This is a genomic window from Anaerosporobacter mobilis DSM 15930, assembly GCF_900142955.1.
Taxonomy (GTDB): Bacteria; Bacillota; Clostridia; order Lachnospirales; family Lachnospiraceae; genus Anaerosporobacter; species Anaerosporobacter mobilis.
On sequence record NZ_FRCP01000019.1, the window covers coordinates 1 to 19850 of the forward strand.

Consider the following 19850-nt stretch of genomic DNA (forward strand, 5'->3'; position numbering starts at 1 on the left):
TTCCTTTGTATGAACTATACTTACGACTTTTTCTTGTAAAAGAAGTAACTTGCAAGGATAATTTTTGCATAATTCTTTGTACACGTTTCTTATTTACTAAATATCCTTCTTTGCGAAGCTCACCTAACATGCGTCTGTATCCAAAGTCTTTATGGATTACATGAAGCTCGGCGATCTTTTCTTCAAGTTCCATGTTTGGATTTTCTCTACTAAACCTTTTTTTCCAATACATGTAGGTTGCTTTTGGAAAGCCGACAACTGCGAGAATATCTTTTAGTTTGAAATCTCCTCGGAGGCTGTGGATGATTCTCGCTGTTTTTTCAGAAGAGTTTCCTCCTCTAAACGCAGCCTCCTCAGTTCTTTTAAATAAGCATTCTCGATCCTAAGTTTTAAAAGTTCATCTTCGAGTTGTTTTACATGTTCAGTGCTTGTATCTACAGGAATAATATTTGGCATTGACTGTACTTGTTTTTTCTTATTATTCGACTCCAAAGTTTTTTTACTACCTTTCTTCTTAGGTCTCAAAGCCTCAGGTCCAGTTATTCTAAAATCATTTACCCATTTAGTAAGAAGTGCTGGATTGTTAATGCCTTGTAATAAGGCTAACTCCTGATAAGAGACCTCACTTGATAAATATAACTCTACCACATGAAGTTTAAAATCAAAAGAATATGTTTGATTTTTTCTGGAACGCATTAATCCTTCATTACCTAGTGAATTAAATGCAGCAACCCATTTACGTAAGTTTTTGGTATCCGGAATAGAATATTTTTCACATAGAAATTTATAACTACCTTCCCCGTTGTTGTATGCATCTACAACCATTCTTTTAAATGTATAGTCATATTTAGCCATAAAAAACCGACCTCCCAATCGTTCGACTTTTTAGGTCTAACTTTTGGGGGTCGGCTCATAATCGTATGTTTTAAACGGGATTTTTTGTTCTTGTTCATATTTTTATTTTATCTTAATTTTATACTATAACGTTTATTTCTTTTCGCTATCAAGAAAACTTTATTAAAGATTATCAATCACAATGCACAACACGGTACTAATTACAGCTAAAGCCAATATAATCCTTGCCACTAAAGTCCTTTTCTTGAAGAATGGTATATTCACACTATTGGATTCATCGTCTAGATTGTTGCAATCCTTCTTAGATTCTTCTACTAAGTTGCTATCCTCCATACTTTGGAGTAAATCTACTGCGATATCATATTCATCTACGTCTACATAGATATCCTCACCAAAGATTGAATATCCCATATATAGATTCATATATCCACCGATCTTAACATCTTTCTTATAACAAGATATACCATAACTTTGTAGATAGGATAGTAACATCTTAGCCTCTATGTCATTCGCTACCGAAGTCAATTTGATTGGCTTAATTGCCGTTACCTCTGTATTTTCTTCTAAATCAATCTCATTCGTATTTGTCCCTAATGGTACCTTACACTGCTTACATTCCGTAATTCCTTCTGTATACTCTGCTTTACATCTTGGACAATACATATGGAACTCCTCCTTAAACATATGGTATATCTAATATTATTATCTATACCTATTATACTCCGTTTTCGCTCCATGAACATATTAATTTCTAAATTCCTTCTACTTCACATCTTAATTTATAAAAATATTGTACAATGGGGTGTTTCATCTGAATTCGACTCCTTAAATCACGTAGCCTCTTCTTACCAACCCTACGATCTATCAATGCTAATATGTTCAATATAATATCATTACCATTCACACAGTTATCAATACTGCTAGATAAGAAAGTATTAGCAGCTTGATAAAAATCAGATTTACTCAATGCTGTCTGTGCCGTCATAATTTGCTTAGCCACTTCTGATTGCCTTCTATTCTTTGCTATGACCTCTAACCGATCCGTAGGGATTGTATCTCCTAATTCTTTACGTATGGCTTGTATCTCATCTTCAGTGACTTCTACTTGAATACTGGAATCTTTTTTAATCTCTTGTTCTAGTTTATACCAAGTTACTACAGACTTAGCCTCACTCATTGCAAACACTTCTTTTTTGTCCACAGTAATATAACATTTACCTGATTTATCGGCCGCATATTTATATGCAGTGGATCGATACTCCACCCTCCCCTTTAATCCGTCACATATAAAACTCTCTAATTGTTGTTTTGTCTTACTCCAAGCCATTATTAAACTCTCTTTCTATTTCAATGATTTATTGATTCAAACTTAATTAATTCTTGTTAAACCAAATTATACATTTGGCTTTTTCAATATAACCAATTATTTACTTGATACACTTTGCTGTTTTATAATATTTTAGCATCAAATACACTCTCTATTGTTTATATCGATTTCTTAATAAACATCTTTACTATACTTTATATTTCACTAACTATCAATATTAATTTTAAATATTCATTTTTTTAGAAATTATTTTTTTCCTTTACCAAAATTGATTCGCAGTTCAAATATTATCTACCTTAGAACAAATCTTACTAATTGAAATTATCAGTTATTAATTATCAAAATACATCTAAGCTTTAACATGTAAGTTTTATATGCATAGATTAAATAAAAAAGAGGTTTTTCCTGCATGAACGAACATTATAAATTTATAAACACACAATTGCCATATAGCTATAATGCTATGGAACCTTATATTGATGAAAAAACGATGAGACTGCATCACGACAAACATTTACAAACCTACATTGATAATCTAAACAATGCTTTAAGTAACTATCCTCAGTTCCACGCTTGGACACTGGAGCAACTTATCGTAAATATTCCAAGCCTTCCAGAAGACATACAAACACCAGTAAGGAACAATGGAGGCGGTGTTTACAATCATCAGTTTTATTTTAACAATCTTATAAATGCTGTCAACTCATGCCCTTCTGGTTTGCTAGCCGAAGAAATATCTAAAGAATTTGGATCGATAGATTCATTTTTTAAACAGTTCAAAGCAGCGGCTCTTTCCGTATTTGGATCCGGTTATGCTTGGCTTGTAGTAAATGCAGCTGGACAACTTAAAATCATTACGACCCCAAATCAAGATACCCCCTTACCTCTCGGAATGTGTCCTGTACTAAACATTGATGTTTGGGAACATGCCTATTATCTTAAACACTACAATTTAAGAGCAGACTACATTGATGACTGGTTTCATGTAGTGAATTGGGATAATGCTAACAAACACTATATGAGGTGTTTTGGTATCTAATAGAAGTTAGTTTCGCATACTGCTGTCCTTATATTCTAACTTAATATAATAAGGGCAGCAAGTCCTAATACGGTACATAGATTATAATGTATATCCAAACATACAGTTCTACATTCATATTCTTCTTCATAAAGATTACTAAAATACTTTATTCTTCCATCTTAGGAGAACATTACATCAAAAATATTCAATATAATATCCATACAAATCCAGACTCTTATCCAGTCATATACTCTAATTGGTATCCTCCAATCACTGTTGCAGCAAAGAATTTACAGTATGCTCAAAACCTCATGCCAGACCTTGCTGCTGCTACAAGCGAAATGACTACCGTGCATCAATACCTGTATCAATCTTGGATAATTAGTAATGATTATAAGTATAACGTCGCGTGATTCAACGCATAGCAATTGTTGAACAACACCACTTTTCTATAATCGGGAAACTTATTACTCTTCTTGGCGGGCAACCAGAAATCCGTTCTTCCACTCCAGAATCATACTGGAGCGGTAATATGGTGGATTATAGCTATGACATCCGTACGATCCTGTCCAAAAATGCCGAGACAGAGCTATTCGCCACACAAGCGTATGCGGAACAATCCAAAATAATACACGATCCATATGTATCAAAAATGCTTGCAAGATTATCGCTAGACGAGAAATTACATTTTAAAATCTTTAATGATTTTTTATCTCAGCTCTAATCACTCTACTGCTCCGTATTAAGGCCGATTTTAGTAGTTTGGGGCTACAGTTTGTTATGTGTGCCTTATTCTACTATGAACTGCATTATATGTGATTTCTGTCCTTCTGAGCAGAGTTTGCCTCCAACTTCCATCAGATTCCACCACACGATAGACCTCCTTATGTTTGGCTATGTGATTCCTACAAAGGCACACTCGTGACTTTCGTTCGTAAGAGTTCGCTCATGCTTGGTCGCACACAAAAAAAACCAGTATCATCAATTATAGTATAGAAGGATGTTATTACAAATACAAAATAGCTCAATAATAAAGATTGGGGTGAAGTTTCACAACTCCAGTCTTTCAATTATTTAAAAATCCTTTGCATGCCACATTGATTGCAGTAAAATAATATAAGACTAGATGGCCTTTTTTATTTACATAAAAATTTGTTAACCGACTATAAATGGTATTATTTTACTATTTGTTATTTTTTGTATTTACATATTTTTCTTTTTATTATATAATTCACCTATACAAATTGAAAGGTGGTAATTATATGAAAAAATTATTAAAATCTTTTGCTACACTTGCACTTGCGGGAACTTTGCTAATAAACCCATTTTTATCTCCTATTTCAGCTTCAGCTGCTACAATTGCTTATGTTGAACAAATTGGTAATGGGAAGTGGTTCTATTATGACACTAATGATATGCTTTTATTAAACCCAAACTATCAAACTAGATTAGCCAATAATGAAAACAATTCTAATTTTTATGCTAAAGAAGGACAAGGATTTACTTTGCTGTTTCACTCACTAACTTACACTGATTTTAAATTTTACATAATAAATAAAGATACAAATGAAACTGTATATGAAGATACATGGTACAATACTGATCAAGTTAGTTCCGGCTTTGGAATACCAAAAACCGGCAATTACATGGTTGTAGTAAAAAATATAGGCAGTAACCTAGCTGTTATTGATAATTATGCTGTTTATATTGATTAATGTTACTGGCTGCCTCATTAAGGGCAGCCTTTTTATGTATATTTAATCTTTCAATCAAATATAGAGGAGTCCAATAAATGTATTGTATTCTAATTATGTATTATGATGTGTTTGTTTATACTATTACTTTAATTTGCAGTATGGCGCTTGCTCAGTAGCTTGCGTCATTTCTGCGCTTATGTCCTATCCTAATAGCTATTTAAGGGTTACTAAACCAACCTTGCCCATCCTATTTCCACTTAAATTGACTACGGAATATATTAACAGCCCTAGTTATGTTACTTACCCCTATTGAAATGTAAAAGAGAATACTCTCGAATGTAAGCACACTGGTGGAAATCCAGCTTTTGGTTCTGACGTTGGACCAGATAAAAGGTATATGATTAACGAACATGAAGCCGAAGCTGTAAGAACCATCTACAATATGCTTGCATGCGGTTCAACTACCAGAGAGGTTAAGACTTGACTTGATAATAATGGTTATAAGACCAAATACAATACATCATTTACTACTGGTACTATTAATACTCTTGTACGTAATGAAAAGTATAAGGGAGTATATGTATATGGTAAAGAAAAGCGAATCATTGAAAACGGAGTAAAAAAGATATCGCCGGTGATGACATAATTAAAATACCTGATGGAGTCCCTAGAATTGTTTCAGACGAGCTATGGGATAAAGTTAATAAATATACGATGAAAGAAAATTAAAGGCTGGTGGACAAGCTAAAGCAAAAGAATGCTACTTGTTAAGTGGCTTAATTTACTGTGGAAAATGTGGCGGGAGTATGTGTGGAAACAAGAATAAAAGTGGACGTAGCAAAACAGAGTTACATATAAATGTAATACTCGTAAAGCAAAGAAAGAATGTGACGCTAAAGATATTAGAAAGGATCTTGTTGAAGCAATTGTAATAGATGCTCTCGATAGAGAATTATCTGATGGTGGTTTAGATAAAATTATTGAAATCATTCATAAGGGGATGATGGATTTTGCTAAATCTGCTCCTAATGAATTAAAAGAACTTAATAAGAAATTAAAAAGTGTTGAAGCAAAAATTAATAATATTGTTGAAGCAATTATGAACGGCATCTCTACGCCATCAACAAAGCAAGCTTAGAATGAGCTTGAAGCACTTAAGATTGATATTATTGATAGAATCGATTATACGAAAAAGCAATGTGAAAAGCTTTAGATTCCTAGTAAAGAATTCCTTAGATCCAATATGGGTAATGACATGGATATAAAAAACAAAAGACTTGATGAACAAAAACGAATCATCAAGACTTATGTTTACAAAGTTGTTGTTTATCCAAAGTACGTTGAAATCTACTGGAGATTCGATCTCAACATGTACGTGGATACAATAGATGGAGCTGAGGGGAATCGAACCCCTGTCCGAAAGCCCATTCATTGTAGCATCTCCCATTACAGTCAGTCTTTTATGCAAACCCGAAGTTTGCTGTTCCCTCTACTAATCGCCGGCTAACAGGCTATTAGCTTTGGTAGCTTCATGTTTCTTTTATCTTCTCAAAGCTTTGAAGACAAAGTGCCTCGCAAGTTTGATGCCGAGTCCTTAAGCAGCGAGTGGCTTAAGGTCGACAGCTGCCGCTAGGCAGCGTACGCTAAATTTTCGTCTGCGTTTATATTTAATTCTAAGTTTTTACGTGGTCCTAGTCCACGAATGGCTTCCACAACTTCAAAACCCCCGTCGAAACCAGTACAACCCCGAAATTAATATTCTATTACATAGAATGTATCTTTCGATATAGCTGGTAAACAGACGTGTAATTATAATATAACATGATAATAGTTTTGTCAAGAGGTCAGTAATTTATACTGTTATATTACTGACCATTATTCTTTTAATACATTCCATATGCATGCTTGCTTCCAATATTCCTTTTTCTCTATGTACGACTGGTTTAACCAATCTGCCGCTTCTTTGACTCCCCCTTTAGTAAATTCAAATTCTTTGTTTACTTTTAAACTGTCCTCTGTACTTGCAAAATTATATGGATGCGGCCATATGGTTACCAAAAGTGATGTTATAGGCTCCTCCCCCTCTGTCACTTCTTTTTTAATTCTGTATCTCATTCCATTCAAACTTCCAGTGAATATCTCTTTCTTAAGAAAATTAATATTAATAAAGTTTTCTCTATCTATCATTATGTACCTCCAGGCCTCCTACCCTCGCATCAAAATCTCGTAATAAAATTATAAAATGACCATTACATAAATAGTATATTTATGTAACAGTCATAAGTTCATAGCATTCTCAATAGTAAAAACTAATTCAGATTCTTAATCTTAAAATCTTTCTCAGCTTCACGACGTTGATCCTTCTTCGCAATATCTTGTCGTTTATCATATAATTTTTTACCTCTTGCTAAGCCGATTTCCATCTTAACAAGACTTCCCTTAAGATAAACACTTAAAGGTACAATTGTATATCCCTTTTGTTGCATTTGACCACTGATCTTATTGATCTCATACTTATGAAGAAGCAATTTCTTAATACGTAAAGGGTCTTTGTTGAATATATTTCCTTTTTCATATGGACTTATATGCATATTATAGATGTAAAGCTCTCCATTCTCAACACGAATAAAGGATTCTTTCACACTACACTTACCCATACGAAGTGACTTTACTTCTGTTCCATGAAGAACAATACCCGCTTCATATTTATCCTCAATAAAATAATCAAAGTATGCTTTTTTGTTATTTGCAATTTGCTTAATACTCTCTTTTGACATACTTATACTTATCCTTTCCAAACTATTATTAAACAATCTAAAAATCATATCGACTGCAAGAATCCCCTACTGTGCAGTTTCCTTTACTGAATCGTCTTTGTGTACTAGATCCATAATTGCTTTCTCATTAATTTCATCATGATCTTCTTCAGTACTATCATCTTCTACTAATTCAAAATCAATAGTACGTAAAGCTCGATCACAACCAACTACTTCTATAGTTACCTTTTGTCCAAGTTTATACATCTTCTTCGTATGTTCACCAATCATCATATAGTGCTCTTCATCGTAATAATAATAATCACCTTCCATACTGTTAACACGAACCATACCTTCAACGGTATTAGGTAATTCTACATACATACCCCAAGTAGTGATACCAGAGATTACACCTTCGAAGCATTCACCAATGTATTGCTTCATGTATTCTACTTTCTTTAGTTTTTCAACTTCTCTTTCTGATTCATCCGCACGGCGTTCCATCAAACTTGATTGTTTTGATACTTCAGGTAATATACGATTATAATGAGAAATCCTCTTTTCATTCAACTTACCTCTCAGATTCTCTTTGATAATTCTGTGAATCTGTAAATCTGGGTATCGACGAATTGGGGAAGTAAAATGACAATAGTATTTTGTTGATAAACCAAAATGCCCATCATTAGAAACCGTGTATTTCGCTTGTTTCATAGATCGTAATGTTAGACGACTAATCAAAGCCTCTTCTGGTGTTCCTTCTATCTTAGATAGTAACTTTTGTAATTCTTTCGGATGGATTTCATCTTGACCTATCTTAATACTATAGCCAAAATTATTGATGAAGATACCTAGTTTCTGAATCTTCTCTGCGTCAGGATTCTCATGGGTACGATAAACAAATGGGATCTCTTGCCAGAAATAATCTTCGGCAATAGTTTCATTTGCTAACAACATGAAATCTTCGATAATCTTAGTAGCTGAATTTCTTTCATATGCTTTAATTTCTATTGGTTTACCCTTTTCGTCTAAGACAATCTTGCTTTCTGGAAAATCGAAATCAATTGACCCTCGTTTGTGTCTCTTGTCACGCAGTAGCGTTGCTAATTCCTGCATTAATTCAAACATCGGAATCAACTCTTTATATTCTGCTATCTCTGCTTCATCTTTATCTTCTAGAATCTTCTTAACGCTAGTATAGCTCATTCTACGATCTACACGTAAAACAGTTTCTGCAATCTTATGACCTACAACATTACCTTTTTGATCAATATCCATAAAACAACTTAATGCTAAACGGTCTACTCCCGCATTCAAAGAGCAGATTCCGTTAGATAACTTATGTGGTAACATCGGTATTACACGATCTACTAGATAGACACTTGTGCCTCGCTTAAGTGCCTCCACATCAAGCGGTTCTCCTTCTCTCACATAATTCGTAACATCTGCAATATGAACACCTAATGTGTATTTATCACCATTCTTAGATATTGTAATTGCATCATCAAGATCTTTCGCATCTTCTCCATCAATCGTCACTGTTTGAAGATCACGAATATCCATTCTGCCTCCAATATCTGCACTAGTTACTTCTTCTGGTATTGAATCTAGCGATCTTAAAACTGTATCCGGGAATTCAAGAGGTAGATTATTAGCCATAATAATGGACATAATGTCTACACCTGGGTCATTGATATGACCAATAATTTCTGTAATTCTACCTTCCGGACTCTTATCTTTACTACCAAAATCTACAATCTTAACTACTACTTTATGGCCTGTAACAGCACCTTTGGTATGTTCCTTAGGAATGAAAATATCCTTACCAAGCTTTAGATTATCAGGAACCACAAAACCAAAATTCTTGCTCTTTTGGAAAGTACCTACGATATCCGTGTTGCCCCTCTCGACAACACTAACAATTTCCCCTTCCTTACGTTTTCCCGTTTGTTCATCTTTAATCATAACTTGAACAATATCTTTATTCAGCGCACCTCTCGTTGCACTCTCCGGTATAAAGATATCATCTTTTTCTCCCTCAATTGATACAAATCCATAACCACGTTGTGTTCCTGAGAATGTACCTACCTTTAGATTAGCATTTGCTAATTTGTATCTAGTTTTGGTATCTAACGTAACTTTTCCATCATGGATTAAGGAATCTAATACCTCTTTCAAGTCCTGTTTTTCATTTTTGGGCACTTGCATAACTCCAACAATTTCTTTAAACCTTAATGGTTTGTACTTCTTATCTTCCATCATACTTAAAACAAGTTGTTTCTTAATTTCTAATAATGTTTGATCCATAGTAACAACCTCCCGCCTTCAAGCCAAGGCTTGTTATATTTAGAAATTACAGCACTAAAAATATATACTGTAATTTTTATTAACTCTTTTTTATTTTATCCCTATTATATTGATTTATTCTACTGAAAGCTTAATCAAATTAATTGAAGTTCCGCTAACTAATCGGGTGAATTAACAAAGCCTGTTAACTAATAACTCTTGTCGGAGTTTTGTCTTATACTTCGTGTAATCTCTGAATCAGCTTCGCTGCTTCTATTTAGTTACATTATACTACGTTTTGGTTAATTTTCCAACATTTAATCAAAATGTCAGAAAAAAATCCTTCATCTCATAATTAAAGATGAAGGATGCTCTAATGTATAATGACTTGTCCTATATTATTCTAAATATTCACGTTTCATTCTGTAAAGCTCACGAGAAAAACTAGTCTCTTCAAGCTAGCCAATGTCAAACTGAATTTTATTCAGTTTGTGAACATTCAGCCCTTTAAGAAATGGATAACCGACTATTACGTATCGCTTATTTCCAGATATTTAAGTTAAGAACAATTGATAGAAGAATGAATAAAATAGCTAAGATTTTAGTAAACTTCTCCATCGTTCCTTCCATAGAACGACCTTTGTTCTTACCCCAGTATGTGTCAGCCACACCACTAATTGCACCAGTTAAACCTGCTGATTTACCTTCTTGCATAAGTACGATAACTGTTAACGCGATACAAACTAACGCATATATTACCATTATTACAGTTTCTAATACTGCCATCGATTACACCTCCTGTATATCTTCTTGTATAACACCTTACGTATAGTAATTGCTATAATCACTAAACAATTAGCTTAATTCTACCATAATTTTTTTAGATTTTCAACATATATTTCATTGGCATAAAAAGGGTTGCTTATTTTTGTATAGCAACCCTACTATAGACTATGCTTATTTCTTAATTAATAATGATTTTCCAGTCATTTCTGCTGGCTTTGTCATCCCCATCATCTCAATTAATGTAGGCGCGATGTCAGCTAGACAGCCATTTTCAGCTAAAGTGTAGTCTTTATCATAGTTTACTAAGATAAATGGAACTGGATTCGTTGTATGCGCTGTAAATGGTGCTCCTGTTTCATAATCTAGTAACTGTTCTACATTGCCGTGGTCAGCACAGATAAACATTTGACCATCAACGCTTAATAATGCTTCATATGCTTTACCAACACATTCATCAACCGATTCAACAGCCTTTACAGCCGCATCTTGAATACCTGTATGTCCAACCATATCTGGGTTAGCGAAGTTAACGATGATTACATCATATTTGTCTGATTTAATTGCATCTACTAATTTGTCTGACACTTCGAATGCACTCATCTCTGGTTGTAGATCATAAGTTGCCACTTTAGGAGATTTTACAAGAATTCTCTCTTCGCCTTTGTTTGGTTCTTCTACTCCACCATTGAAGAAGAAAGTAACATGAGCATATTTTTCTGTTTCTGCGATTCTTGCTTGTGTCATATTGTTAGCAGCTAAGAACTCACCAAATGTATTAGTAATTGCTACTTTACTGAAAGCAACGATTTTGTTAGGGATTGTAGCATCATATTCAGTAAAACATGCAAAAGTTAATTTAAGGAATCCTTTTTGTCTACTGAATCCGTCAAATGCTTCATCACAGAACGCTCTAGTTAATTCTCTAGCACGGTCAGGTCTGAAATTAAAGAAGATAACTGAGTCATTTTCTTTGATCGTAGCTGTCTCGCCATCTTTGCCTACAACAGTTGGTAGTACGAACTCATCATTCTCACCTTTATCATAAGAATTTTGAACTGCACAGATAGCACATTCAGCCTTTTCACCTTCACCAAGAACCATAGCATTGTATGCTTTTTCTACACGATCCCATCTATTATCACGGTCCATTGCATAGTAACGACCACTTACGGATGCAACTTTACCAACGCCGATTTCTTCCATCTTAGCTACTAATTCTTCAACAAAGCCTTTTCCTGATGTAGGCGCTGTATCACGACCATCTAAGAATGCATGTACATACACGTTTTCTAATCCGTTTTGTTTAGCTAATTCTAGCAAGCCATATAAATGTGTATTATGGCTATGAACACCACCATCGGATAGAAGTCCCATAAGGTGTAAATCTGTATTGTTTTTTTTACAGTTTTCAATAGCTGCAAGTAAAGTTTCATTTTTAAAGAAATCACCATCTTCGATTTCTTTTGTGATTCTTGTTAACTCTTGATATATAATTCTTCCAGCGCCCATGTTAAGGTGACCAACTTCTGAATTACCCATTTGACCATCTGGAAGTCCTACTGCTAAACCGCTTGCATATCCTTTAACAAAAGGATACTCAGCCATTAACTTGTCCATAACTGGTGTTTTTGCATTAGCAATTGCATTTGCTTGTTGTTTGTCATTTAATCCATAACCATCTAAGATCATTAAAACTGTAGGTTTTTTACTCATGATACTTACTCCTTTTTCTTTGAAATGTATTATGCATGAGATGGAAAAGATTTTTCCACCATACATGTATCATAACGCTAGGTCTCTCTTTAAGAAATTATGTAAATAACCAAGAGAGTCCATACGTAGTTCGCTTTTCGATAATTTTAGACTAATTGAATTTAGCCCAAAATCACTTATATTTTACCACAATAGTAATTCCTTGTCACGTTAAAAAATCAGAAGCACTTGGCCACTCACCATACTTATCAAAATAATCAATTAAATCCATCGCATTATTCGTAATAATTTCATCAAAACCTTTCACTTCTAGCAAGCGGATTGCATTTCTAGTTGTAACTGGACCTGGATAAAGAATATAATCAAAATCAACTTGTCCATCTACTATATACTCTTGAAAATGATACATATCATATTCATCTATTAACAGTTTAGTCAATTCTATATCGTGAGAAGCTGCAAAGCAAAGAATACCTTTGTTTTTCATATATCGTAAAGTTTCCGTTGAAGCTGCGATTCTCTCAATTGTATTCGTTCCACGAAGAATCTCATCTACAAAACACAAAATTGGTGTATCACCATAATCGTTCAAGATATCTCTCAAAGTTTCAATTTCAACAATAAAATAACTGTCCCCATTCTCTAAACTATCATTCAAAGACATAGCAGAATGTACCATATAGAAGTAACTCTCATATCTTTTTGCAAAACACGTATGAATAGTTTGTGCACAGATTGCATTAATAGCAATAGTTCTTAAGAAAGTAGATTTACCAGATGCATTAGATCCTGTTAATAAAACCCCTTGCTTTGTATGTAATGTATTCGCTACAGGATTCGATATTAATGGATGGTATAACTCTTCCATAAATAAATTATGTTCTGTCAGCTTTCCCTCTCCTAAGGCACTATCAACGTTTATAGCTTCTTTTTGTTGTAATATTGGAACTGTATAATACTCTAATGATTCACGAAAAGATGCAATTGCTATTAAACTTTCTAATTCTCCTAATGTTTCTACAATATTATATAACTCGTTGTAACCTTCTTGCAATTTGTCCATAATTTGATAAAGTTTCACATAATCAAAATGTGTTAACATTCTTATATAATCAAGTAAAGCATCTGCGTCTCCTACTAATGAGGTTTTCTCCGAAAAAATAATATCCGAATTCTTAAGTACATTCTTAAATTTGCTAGATGATTCTAATCTCTCACTAAAACTTTGTAATTCCTCAACCTCATAGCGTGCTACTATAACACCAACTTGTATCATTGATTCTAATCTTCGTATACTTCCCATTATTGAATGGGCAAATTGTCGATTAGACCAGTATGTTAAAACATTCGTTACAATAACTACAAACATAGGTACAAGGCCTAATTTAGGTTGAATTATACTAAGAACAATGGTAATTATTATCCCTACTAAAGAAAATATATGTTTCTTTAATATCTTTCCTTCAACTGATTGAAGGTACTCAAGATACTGAAACATTGATACTTCCTTACTTTTACCTATACTAGCGAATAATGCTTGCAGTTCAATAGCTAATGCTCTGTTATTTTGAAAATATGTAATTATTTTCTCTCTTTGATCTAATTGTTGATACGATGTACATGGATTACTCAATACATAATATAGATATTCCTCCCCCACAGAGGAATATGTGTGATTCATCTTACCAAATAGCTTATCAAAGTCTATATCCCCTTTTGTCGTATCATTTAACACACTGCCTTGCATACGTGTATAGAACGAAAGGTGTTTCATATATCGTTCATTTCGATAATCCGGTTTATCTTCATCTAGATTGATAGGTTTACCAAATGACTCTTTAACCAGCTCTGCTATTTGCCGTTTTTGTTTTCTTTTATTCCATATAAGTAATATACAAAACAGTACAACCAATCCTAGAAAAACTATAATTAAATAATTCACTAGATCACCTCCAATTAAAGAAAGTCCTGTAACAAACCCCGCTTCAAATAGTCTCATCAACTAAATGAAGCGGGGTTTTCTTACTGTACGCTCATATTATCTAGCACACATATTATTTATTATAATTAACGATCTTACCGAAGTCTGGTTTTAAACTAGCTCCACCAACTAATCCACCATCAATATCTGCTTGAGCAAATAATTCAGATGCACTATCAGCAGAAACACTACCGCCGTATTGAATACGGATTGCTGCTGCAGTTGCTTCATCATAGATTTCGCCGATGCAAACGCGGATAGCTGCACAAACTTCTTGTGCTTGTTCAGTTGTAGCTACTTTACCAGTTCCGATAGCCCAGATTGGTTCGTAAGCGATAACAGCTGTTTTAGCTTGATCAGCAGTTACGTTTAAGAAAGCAATCTTGATTTGTTGACGGATCCAGTCAATTGTAATTCCTTGTTCTCTTTGAGTTAAAGATTCACCACAGCAAACGATTGGAGTAATTCCGTGTTCGAAAGCTTTTAATACTTTCTTGTTAACTGTTTCATCTGTTTCAGCAAAGTATTCTCTTCTTTCAGAGTGACCAATGATTACATATTTAACACCGATATCTGTTAACATGTTAGGTGCGATTTCACCAGTGAAAGCGCCATTTTCTTCAAAATACATGTTTTCAGCACCGATTTCAATGTTTGAACCTTTTGCTGCTTCAATTGCAGTTGTTAAAGAAATAGCTGGTACACAGAATACTACATCTACTTCTTCATTTGCTACTAAAGGTTTAAGTTCATTAATTAAAGTAACTGTCTCACTTGGAGTTTTATTCATTTTCCAGTTACCAGCAATAATTTTCTTACGCATACGATATCTCCTTAATGTTCTAACTTATTTGTCGTTAGCTGCAGCTACACCTGGAAGTTCTTTTCCTTCTAAGAATTCAAGAGAAGCTCCACCACCAGTTGAAATATGAGTCATCTTGTCGCCAAATCCTAAGTTGTTAACTGCAGATGCACTATCACCACCACCGATGATTGTAGTTGCATCGATTTCAGCTAATGCTTTTGCTACTGCGATTGTACCAGCTGCAAAGTTAGGCATTTCGAAACATCCCATTGGTCCGTTCCATACTACAGTCTTAGCATCTTTTAAAGCGTCTGCAAATAACTTGCTTGTTTCTGGTCCGATATCAAGTCCCATTAAGCCATCTTCGATTCCACCACGAGCAACTACTTTAATGTTAGCATCATTTGAGAATGCATCAGCAACAACAGTATCAACAGGAATTAATAATTTAACGCCTTTTTCTTCCGCTTTTGCCATCATTTCTTTAGCGTACTCAACATAATCTTCTTCAAGAAGAGAAGCACCAACGTTATGACCTAATGCTTTTTCAAACGTATAAGCCATACCACCACCGATGATTAAAGTATCCACTTTATCAAGAAGGTTATTAATTACAGAAATCTTACTAGATACTTTTGATCCACCTAAGATTGCTACGAAAGGTCTTACTGGATTATTAACAGCATTTCCTAAGAAATCAATTTCTTTTTGCATTAAGTAACCAACAACTGCTGTATCAACATATTTAGTTACACCTACGTTAGAGCAGTGTGCTCTGTGAGCAGTACCGAACGCATCGTTTACAAATACATCAGCTAATGAAGCTAAGTCTTTGCTGAATTCATCAACATTCTTAGTTTCTTCTGCTCTGTAACGAGTATTTTCAAGAAGAATAACATCTCCGTCATTCATTGCAGCTACTGCAGCTTTTGCATTCTCACCAACAACAGTTGCATCAGCAGCGAATGTAACAGGTTGACCAAGTAACTCAGCTAAACGAGCTGCTACTGGAGCTAAAGATAATTCTGGTTTTGGTTCTCCTTTTGGTTTACCAAGATGTGAACAAAGAATAACTTTTCCACCATCATTAACTAATTTTTTGATTGTTGGTAATGCAGCAACAAGACGATTTTCATCTGTAATTTTACCATCTACTAATGGTACATTGAAATCGCATCTAACTAAAACTCTTTTACCTTGAACATTAATATCATCAACTGATTTTTTATTTAACATATTGTAGCTCCTTTCAAAAAGACGATAATTATAATAAAAACAGGTCCAGTCCTATAAGTCTAACCTACAAGACCGGACCCGTATTAGGATCTAATAAAACCCAAATGCTATAAACTAAGCTAATTCAGCAAAGTATTTGATTGTTCTAACCATTTGGCTAGTATATGAATTTTCGTTATCATACCAAGCTACAACTTGAACTTGAGAAGTTCCGTTGTCAAGGTTTGTTACCATTGTTTGAGTTGCGTCAAATAATGATCCTTCTTTGATACCAACGATATCTGAAGATACTAATTCTTCTTCAGTATAACCAAATGATTCAGTAGCTGCTGCTTTCATAGCTGCATTTACTTCATCTTTAGTTACTGTTCCTTCAACAACAGCTACTAAGATAGTAGTTGATCCTGTAGGAGTTGGTACTCTTTGTGCAGATCCGATTAATTTTCCGTTAAGGTCAGGAATTACTAAACCGATAGCTTTAGCTGCACCAGTTGAGTTAGGAACGATTGAACAAGCAGCTGCACGAGCTCTTCTTAAATCTCCTTTTGGATGTGGTCCATCAAGAGTCATTTGATCTCCAGTGTAAGCATGAACTGTAGTCATGATACCACTCTTAATTTTAGCGAAATCGTTAAGCGCTTTAGCCATAGGAGCTAAACAGTTAGTTGTACATGAAGCTGCAGAGATGATTGTATCTTCTTTAGTTAATGTATCATGGTTTACATTGAAAACAACTGTTGGAAGGTCATTTCCAGCTGGTGCAGAGATAACAACTTTTTTAGCACCTGCATCGATATGTGCTTGAGATTTTGCTTTTGATACATAGAAACCAGTACATTCAAGTACTACGTCTACACCGATTTCTCCCCAAGGAAGATCTGCTGCATTTCTTTCAGCATAGATTTTGATTTCTTTTCCATCTACAACGATTGAAGATTCTTTAGCTTCAACTGTATGTCCATCATATCTACCTTGTGATGAATCATATTTTAATAAGTGAGCTAACATTGTTGGGTTAGTTAAGTCGTTGATTGCAACTACTTCATAACCTTCTGCTCCAAACATTTGTCTAAATGCAAGACGTCCGATACGTCCAAAACCATTAATTGCTACTTTTACTGCCATTTTTTATTCCTCCTAAAAAGTGAATTTTATAATATACTGTCTGAGACAGTTATTAAATCTCGTCAATGAAATTATGTAATTTCATCGTCTTACTAACAGCCTTGTACAGTGTGGTAGCTAACAAACGAAATAGATCTATCTTATAGTAACAACATCTAAAATGTATTGTTATTATATTAACAAGCCCATCAGTATGTTTCGCACCACCAATATTGTACCTAACTTGTACTAAAATTTCAAGAGCTAATTCATTAAAATTATTATAAAAGAATAAAACCTTTGAAAGATTAGGCATTACCATTCTTAAGATATATCTCTATAATTCATCCCTTACATAATTTGCAATATTTAAGGAATGGTCAGAAATCCTTTCTAAATTAACCAAAGCATCCATAAAGATTACTCCAGTTTCTGAATCACATTCATTTCTAGATAGACGTTCTATATGACTATCTCTCAATTCTTCTTCTAGGGCATCTACTTGATCCTCTAGCTTAACTACTTTTCTTACATATTCTATATTCTCTGTTTCTCTTGCCAATATTGCATTCTCGAAAGATTGTAAAACTACATTACAAATCTCATCTAATTCTTTGTACGCAGCGTCAGAAAACCATATGTTATGATCAATCTTTGACACGGCTAATTCAGCTAGATTTTCTGCATGATCTCCTACACGCTCGATATTACTAATTGTATAGAACAAATCATTCACAAGAAAATGTTGTTTTTCATTAATAGATAGATTTGTTATCTTAACTAAATACTCCGTAATTTTCTTTTCGTATTTATCAATTAACTTCTCATTTTTAAAAACTTCGTTGGCTTTTTCTACGTCATTTTGCAGAAAAGCTTGTATCGCAGTTTCCGTATTCTTTAAAGCTATTTTTCCCAAATTAATAGATTCTTTTACAGCATTTTCAACGGCAAATGAAGGAGTTTCAAGGATTCGATCATCTAAATGCATCAATGTAATATCCTCTTCATCATTTGTTTCTGGTTTCGAATCATCAATGATTAATCCTGATAATTTAACTAATAAGTTTGCAAATGGGAAGAGAACTACCGTATTTGTTATATTAAATATAGTATGGAATATGGATATCTCAACACTGTTAATCGAAGAATTCGCAAAACTTGGATTAAAGGTAAAAATTACAAACATCAAGACTCCAAAGATTACTGCACCTACGACATTGAACATAAGATGAATAACTGCCGCTCTTTTTGCTGTTTTATTAGCACCTGCACTTGATAATAAAGCAGTTACGCACGTCCCAATATTCTGACCTAAAGTAATAAATACTGCTGAATTCCAACCTACAACGCCATTCATAGCTAACGTTTGCAAAATACCAACAGATGCTGAAGAACTTTGAATTATTGCAGTTATTACGGCACCTGCAAGAATTGCTAGGATTGGATTCTTACCTAATACAGCAAAGGCATTTGAGAAAATCGGAGAATCGCTATATGGTTTAATTGCATTTGACATAAAGTCAAGTCCAATAAATAACACACCAAAACCAATTAAAATTTCTCCAACATCTTTTCTCTTCTCTTTTTTAGAGAACATAATAACAAATGCACCAATACCGATCAATAATGGAGCAAAGAACGAAGGTTTAAATATTGCTCCCCATTCATTCATTGATACCAACCAGCCTGTTATTGTCGTACCAACATTGGCACCCATAATAACACCTACTGCTTGTGTTAAATTCACAATACCTGCATTAACAAAACCTACAACCATTACAGTTGTTGCTGAACTACTCTGTATAATTGCTGTAACTAAGGCACCTACTAATACAGCCAGCAAACGATTCCTAGTAAGAATCCCCATCAATTGTTTCATCTTACCACCTGCAGATTTTTGCAAACCATCTGCCATTACATTCATACCATAGAGGAACATCCCAAGACCACCAACAAAGGTGAAGATAGTTCCTAAAACTTCTACAGTCATTATATTTCCTCCTACTTAAGTATTTAACTTATCTTCAGTAATAATACTCAGATATCACGATAGAATCAATTCGTATAATAGATAAATTTGTAGGTATATACCATTTAATTTTCTACAAGTTTCGCTGCATGTTATCATTGACTAACATTATTTTTCTTAACACTTTCTTAACACAAAGGGCTTATTTAGCATTAAATCCTAACATTTCTTTATAAAAAATTAATAAAAAAACTCCAAACTTTACACACTAATAAAATTAGTGTTACAAAATTTAGAGTTTTTATACTTTTATAATT

At 33.9% G+C, this 19850-nt stretch carries 17 protein-coding genes, 1 other RNA gene and 1 pseudogene; 4 read left to right on the forward strand and 15 right to left on the reverse strand.

Annotation, left to right across the window (positions count from 1 at the left end):
• The 4 genes from BUB90_RS17400 to BUB90_RS17415 form a co-directional block, all read right to left on the reverse strand.
• Positions 1-232 (reverse strand): IS3 family transposase (locus tag BUB90_RS17400; RefSeq protein WP_139241771.1); only part of this gene is annotated, 232 nt, incomplete at its 3' end.
• A 41-nt stretch (positions 233-273) separates the two neighbouring features.
• A complete protein-coding gene (locus tag BUB90_RS17405; protein ID WP_073288671.1) occupies positions 274-855 on the reverse strand; it encodes a helix-turn-helix domain-containing protein in 582 nt (193 codons plus the stop codon).
• Between the two features lie 162 nt (positions 856-1017).
• A complete protein-coding gene (locus BUB90_RS17410) occupies positions 1018-1518 on the reverse strand; it encodes a putative signal transducing protein (protein WP_073289727.1) in 501 nt (166 codons plus the stop codon).
• 88 nt (positions 1519-1606) lie between these two features.
• Complete coding sequence (locus BUB90_RS17415; protein WP_073289728.1) at positions 1607-2182, reverse strand: SF0329 family protein; 576 nt, start codon at positions 2180-2182, stop codon at positions 1607-1609.
• Positions 2183-2591: 409 nt separating this feature from the next.
• On the opposite strand from BUB90_RS17415, the gene BUB90_RS17420 reads away from it, so the two are divergent.
• The 4 genes and pseudogenes from BUB90_RS17420 (at position 2592) to BUB90_RS23605 (ending at position 6038) form a co-directional block, all read left to right on the forward strand.
• Positions 2592-3221, forward strand: coding sequence for a superoxide dismutase (locus BUB90_RS17420; protein WP_073289729.1), 630 nt, complete (start codon positions 2592-2594; stop codon positions 3219-3221).
• A gap of 1244 nt (positions 3222-4465) precedes the next feature.
• Positions 4466-4918 (forward strand): hypothetical protein, encoded by a 453-nt coding sequence (locus BUB90_RS17430; RefSeq protein WP_073289730.1) that lies wholly within the window; start codon positions 4466-4468, stop codon positions 4916-4918.
• A 478-nt stretch (positions 4919-5396) separates the two neighbouring features.
• Positions 5397-5546, forward strand: a pseudogene (locus BUB90_RS24455) (recombinase family protein); the annotation flags it as partial.
• 354 nt (positions 5547-5900) lie between these two features.
• Positions 5901-6038, forward strand: a complete 138-nt coding sequence (locus tag BUB90_RS23605) for a hypothetical protein (protein WP_170865527.1) — start codon at positions 5901-5903, stop codon at positions 6036-6038.
• A gap of 248 nt (positions 6039-6286) precedes the next feature.
• On the opposite strand, the gene ssrA is transcribed toward BUB90_RS23605, so the two are convergent.
• From ssrA to BUB90_RS17495, 11 genes are all read right to left on the reverse strand, one after another.
• Positions 6287-6648: a transfer-messenger RNA gene (gene ssrA, locus BUB90_RS17440) on the reverse strand.
• 127 nt (positions 6649-6775) lie between these two features.
• Positions 6776-7087 carry a hypothetical protein gene (locus tag BUB90_RS17445; RefSeq protein WP_073289731.1) on the reverse strand — a complete coding sequence of 104 codons (312 nt, stop codon included), beginning with the start codon at positions 7085-7087 and terminating at the stop codon, positions 6776-6778.
• A gap of 122 nt (positions 7088-7209) precedes the next feature.
• Positions 7210-7677, reverse strand: coding sequence for an SsrA-binding protein SmpB (gene smpB, locus BUB90_RS17450; protein ID WP_073289732.1), 468 nt, complete (start codon positions 7675-7677; stop codon positions 7210-7212).
• Between the two features lie 66 nt (positions 7678-7743).
• A complete protein-coding gene (rnr, locus tag BUB90_RS17455) occupies positions 7744-9960 on the reverse strand; it encodes a ribonuclease R (protein WP_073289733.1) in 2217 nt (738 codons plus the stop codon).
• 519 nt (positions 9961-10479) lie between these two features.
• Positions 10480-10725, reverse strand: coding sequence for a preprotein translocase subunit SecG (secG, locus tag BUB90_RS17460; RefSeq protein ID WP_073289734.1), 246 nt, complete (start codon positions 10723-10725; stop codon positions 10480-10482).
• A gap of 171 nt (positions 10726-10896) precedes the next feature.
• Complete coding sequence (gene gpmI, locus BUB90_RS17465; protein ID WP_073289735.1) at positions 10897-12438, reverse strand: 2,3-bisphosphoglycerate-independent phosphoglycerate mutase; 1542 nt, start codon at positions 12436-12438, stop codon at positions 10897-10899.
• 205 nt (positions 12439-12643) lie between these two features.
• Complete coding sequence (locus BUB90_RS17470) at positions 12644-14380, reverse strand: MutS-related protein (RefSeq protein WP_073289736.1); 1737 nt, start codon at positions 14378-14380, stop codon at positions 12644-12646.
• Between the two features lie 112 nt (positions 14381-14492).
• Positions 14493-15242 carry a triose-phosphate isomerase gene (gene tpiA, locus BUB90_RS17475; RefSeq protein ID WP_073289737.1) on the reverse strand — a complete coding sequence of 250 codons (750 nt, stop codon included), beginning with the start codon at positions 15240-15242 and terminating at the stop codon, positions 14493-14495.
• A gap of 24 nt (positions 15243-15266) precedes the next feature.
• Positions 15267-16460, reverse strand: a complete 1194-nt coding sequence (locus tag BUB90_RS17480; RefSeq protein WP_073289738.1) for a phosphoglycerate kinase — start codon at positions 16458-16460, stop codon at positions 15267-15269.
• Between the two features lie 114 nt (positions 16461-16574).
• Positions 16575-17585 (reverse strand): type I glyceraldehyde-3-phosphate dehydrogenase, encoded by a 1011-nt coding sequence (gene gap / locus BUB90_RS17485; RefSeq protein ID WP_073289739.1) that lies wholly within the window; start codon positions 17583-17585, stop codon positions 16575-16577.
• A gap of 316 nt (positions 17586-17901) precedes the next feature.
• The gene (locus tag BUB90_RS17495; RefSeq protein ID WP_073289741.1) at positions 17902-19554 is read right to left on the reverse strand and encodes a Na/Pi cotransporter family protein; all 1653 of its coding nucleotides are present in this window, start codon (positions 19552-19554) and stop codon (positions 17902-17904) included.
• Positions 19555-19850 lie beyond the last annotated feature (296 nt).

Bases quoted from the DNA above. Each gene is read 5' to 3' on its own strand.
- BUB90_RS17405 (WP_073288671.1), bottom strand. From the start codon at position 855: ATGGCTAAATATGACTATACATTTAAAAGAATGGTTGTAGATGCATAC.
- BUB90_RS17410 (WP_073289727.1), bottom strand. From the start codon at position 1,518: ATGTATTGTCCAAGATGTAAAGCAGAGTATACAGAAGGAATTACGGAA.
- BUB90_RS17415 (WP_073289728.1), bottom strand. From the start codon at position 2,182: ATGGCTTGGAGTAAGACAAAACAACAATTAGAGAGTTTTATATGTGAC.
- BUB90_RS17420 (WP_073289729.1), top strand. From the start codon at position 2,592: ATGAACGAACATTATAAATTTATAAACACACAATTGCCATATAGCTAT.
- BUB90_RS17430 (WP_073289730.1), top strand. From the start codon at position 4,466: ATGAAAAAATTATTAAAATCTTTTGCTACACTTGCACTTGCGGGAACT.
- BUB90_RS23605 (WP_170865527.1), top strand. From the start codon at position 5,901: ATGATGGATTTTGCTAAATCTGCTCCTAATGAATTAAAAGAACTTAAT.
- BUB90_RS17445 (WP_073289731.1), bottom strand. From the start codon at position 7,087: ATGATAGATAGAGAAAACTTTATTAATATTAATTTTCTTAAGAAAGAG.
- smpB (WP_073289732.1), bottom strand. From the start codon at position 7,677: ATGTCAAAAGAGAGTATTAAGCAAATTGCAAATAACAAAAAAGCATAC.
- rnr (WP_073289733.1), bottom strand. From the start codon at position 9,960: ATGGATCAAACATTATTAGAAATTAAGAAACAACTTGTTTTAAGTATG.
- secG (WP_073289734.1), bottom strand. From the start codon at position 10,725: ATGGCAGTATTAGAAACTGTAATAATGGTAATATATGCGTTAGTTTGT.
- gpmI (WP_073289735.1), bottom strand. From the start codon at position 12,438: ATGAGTAAAAAACCTACAGTTTTAATGATCTTAGATGGTTATGGATTA.
- tpiA (WP_073289737.1), bottom strand. From the start codon at position 15,242: ATGCGTAAGAAAATTATTGCTGGTAACTGGAAAATGAATAAAACTCCA.
- BUB90_RS17480 (WP_073289738.1), bottom strand. From the start codon at position 16,460: ATGTTAAATAAAAAATCAGTTGATGATATTAATGTTCAAGGTAAAAGA.
- gap (WP_073289739.1), bottom strand. From the start codon at position 17,585: ATGGCAGTAAAAGTAGCAATTAATGGTTTTGGACGTATCGGACGTCTT.
- BUB90_RS17495 (WP_073289741.1), bottom strand. From the start codon at position 19,554: ATGACTGTAGAAGTTTTAGGAACTATCTTCACCTTTGTTGGTGGTCTT.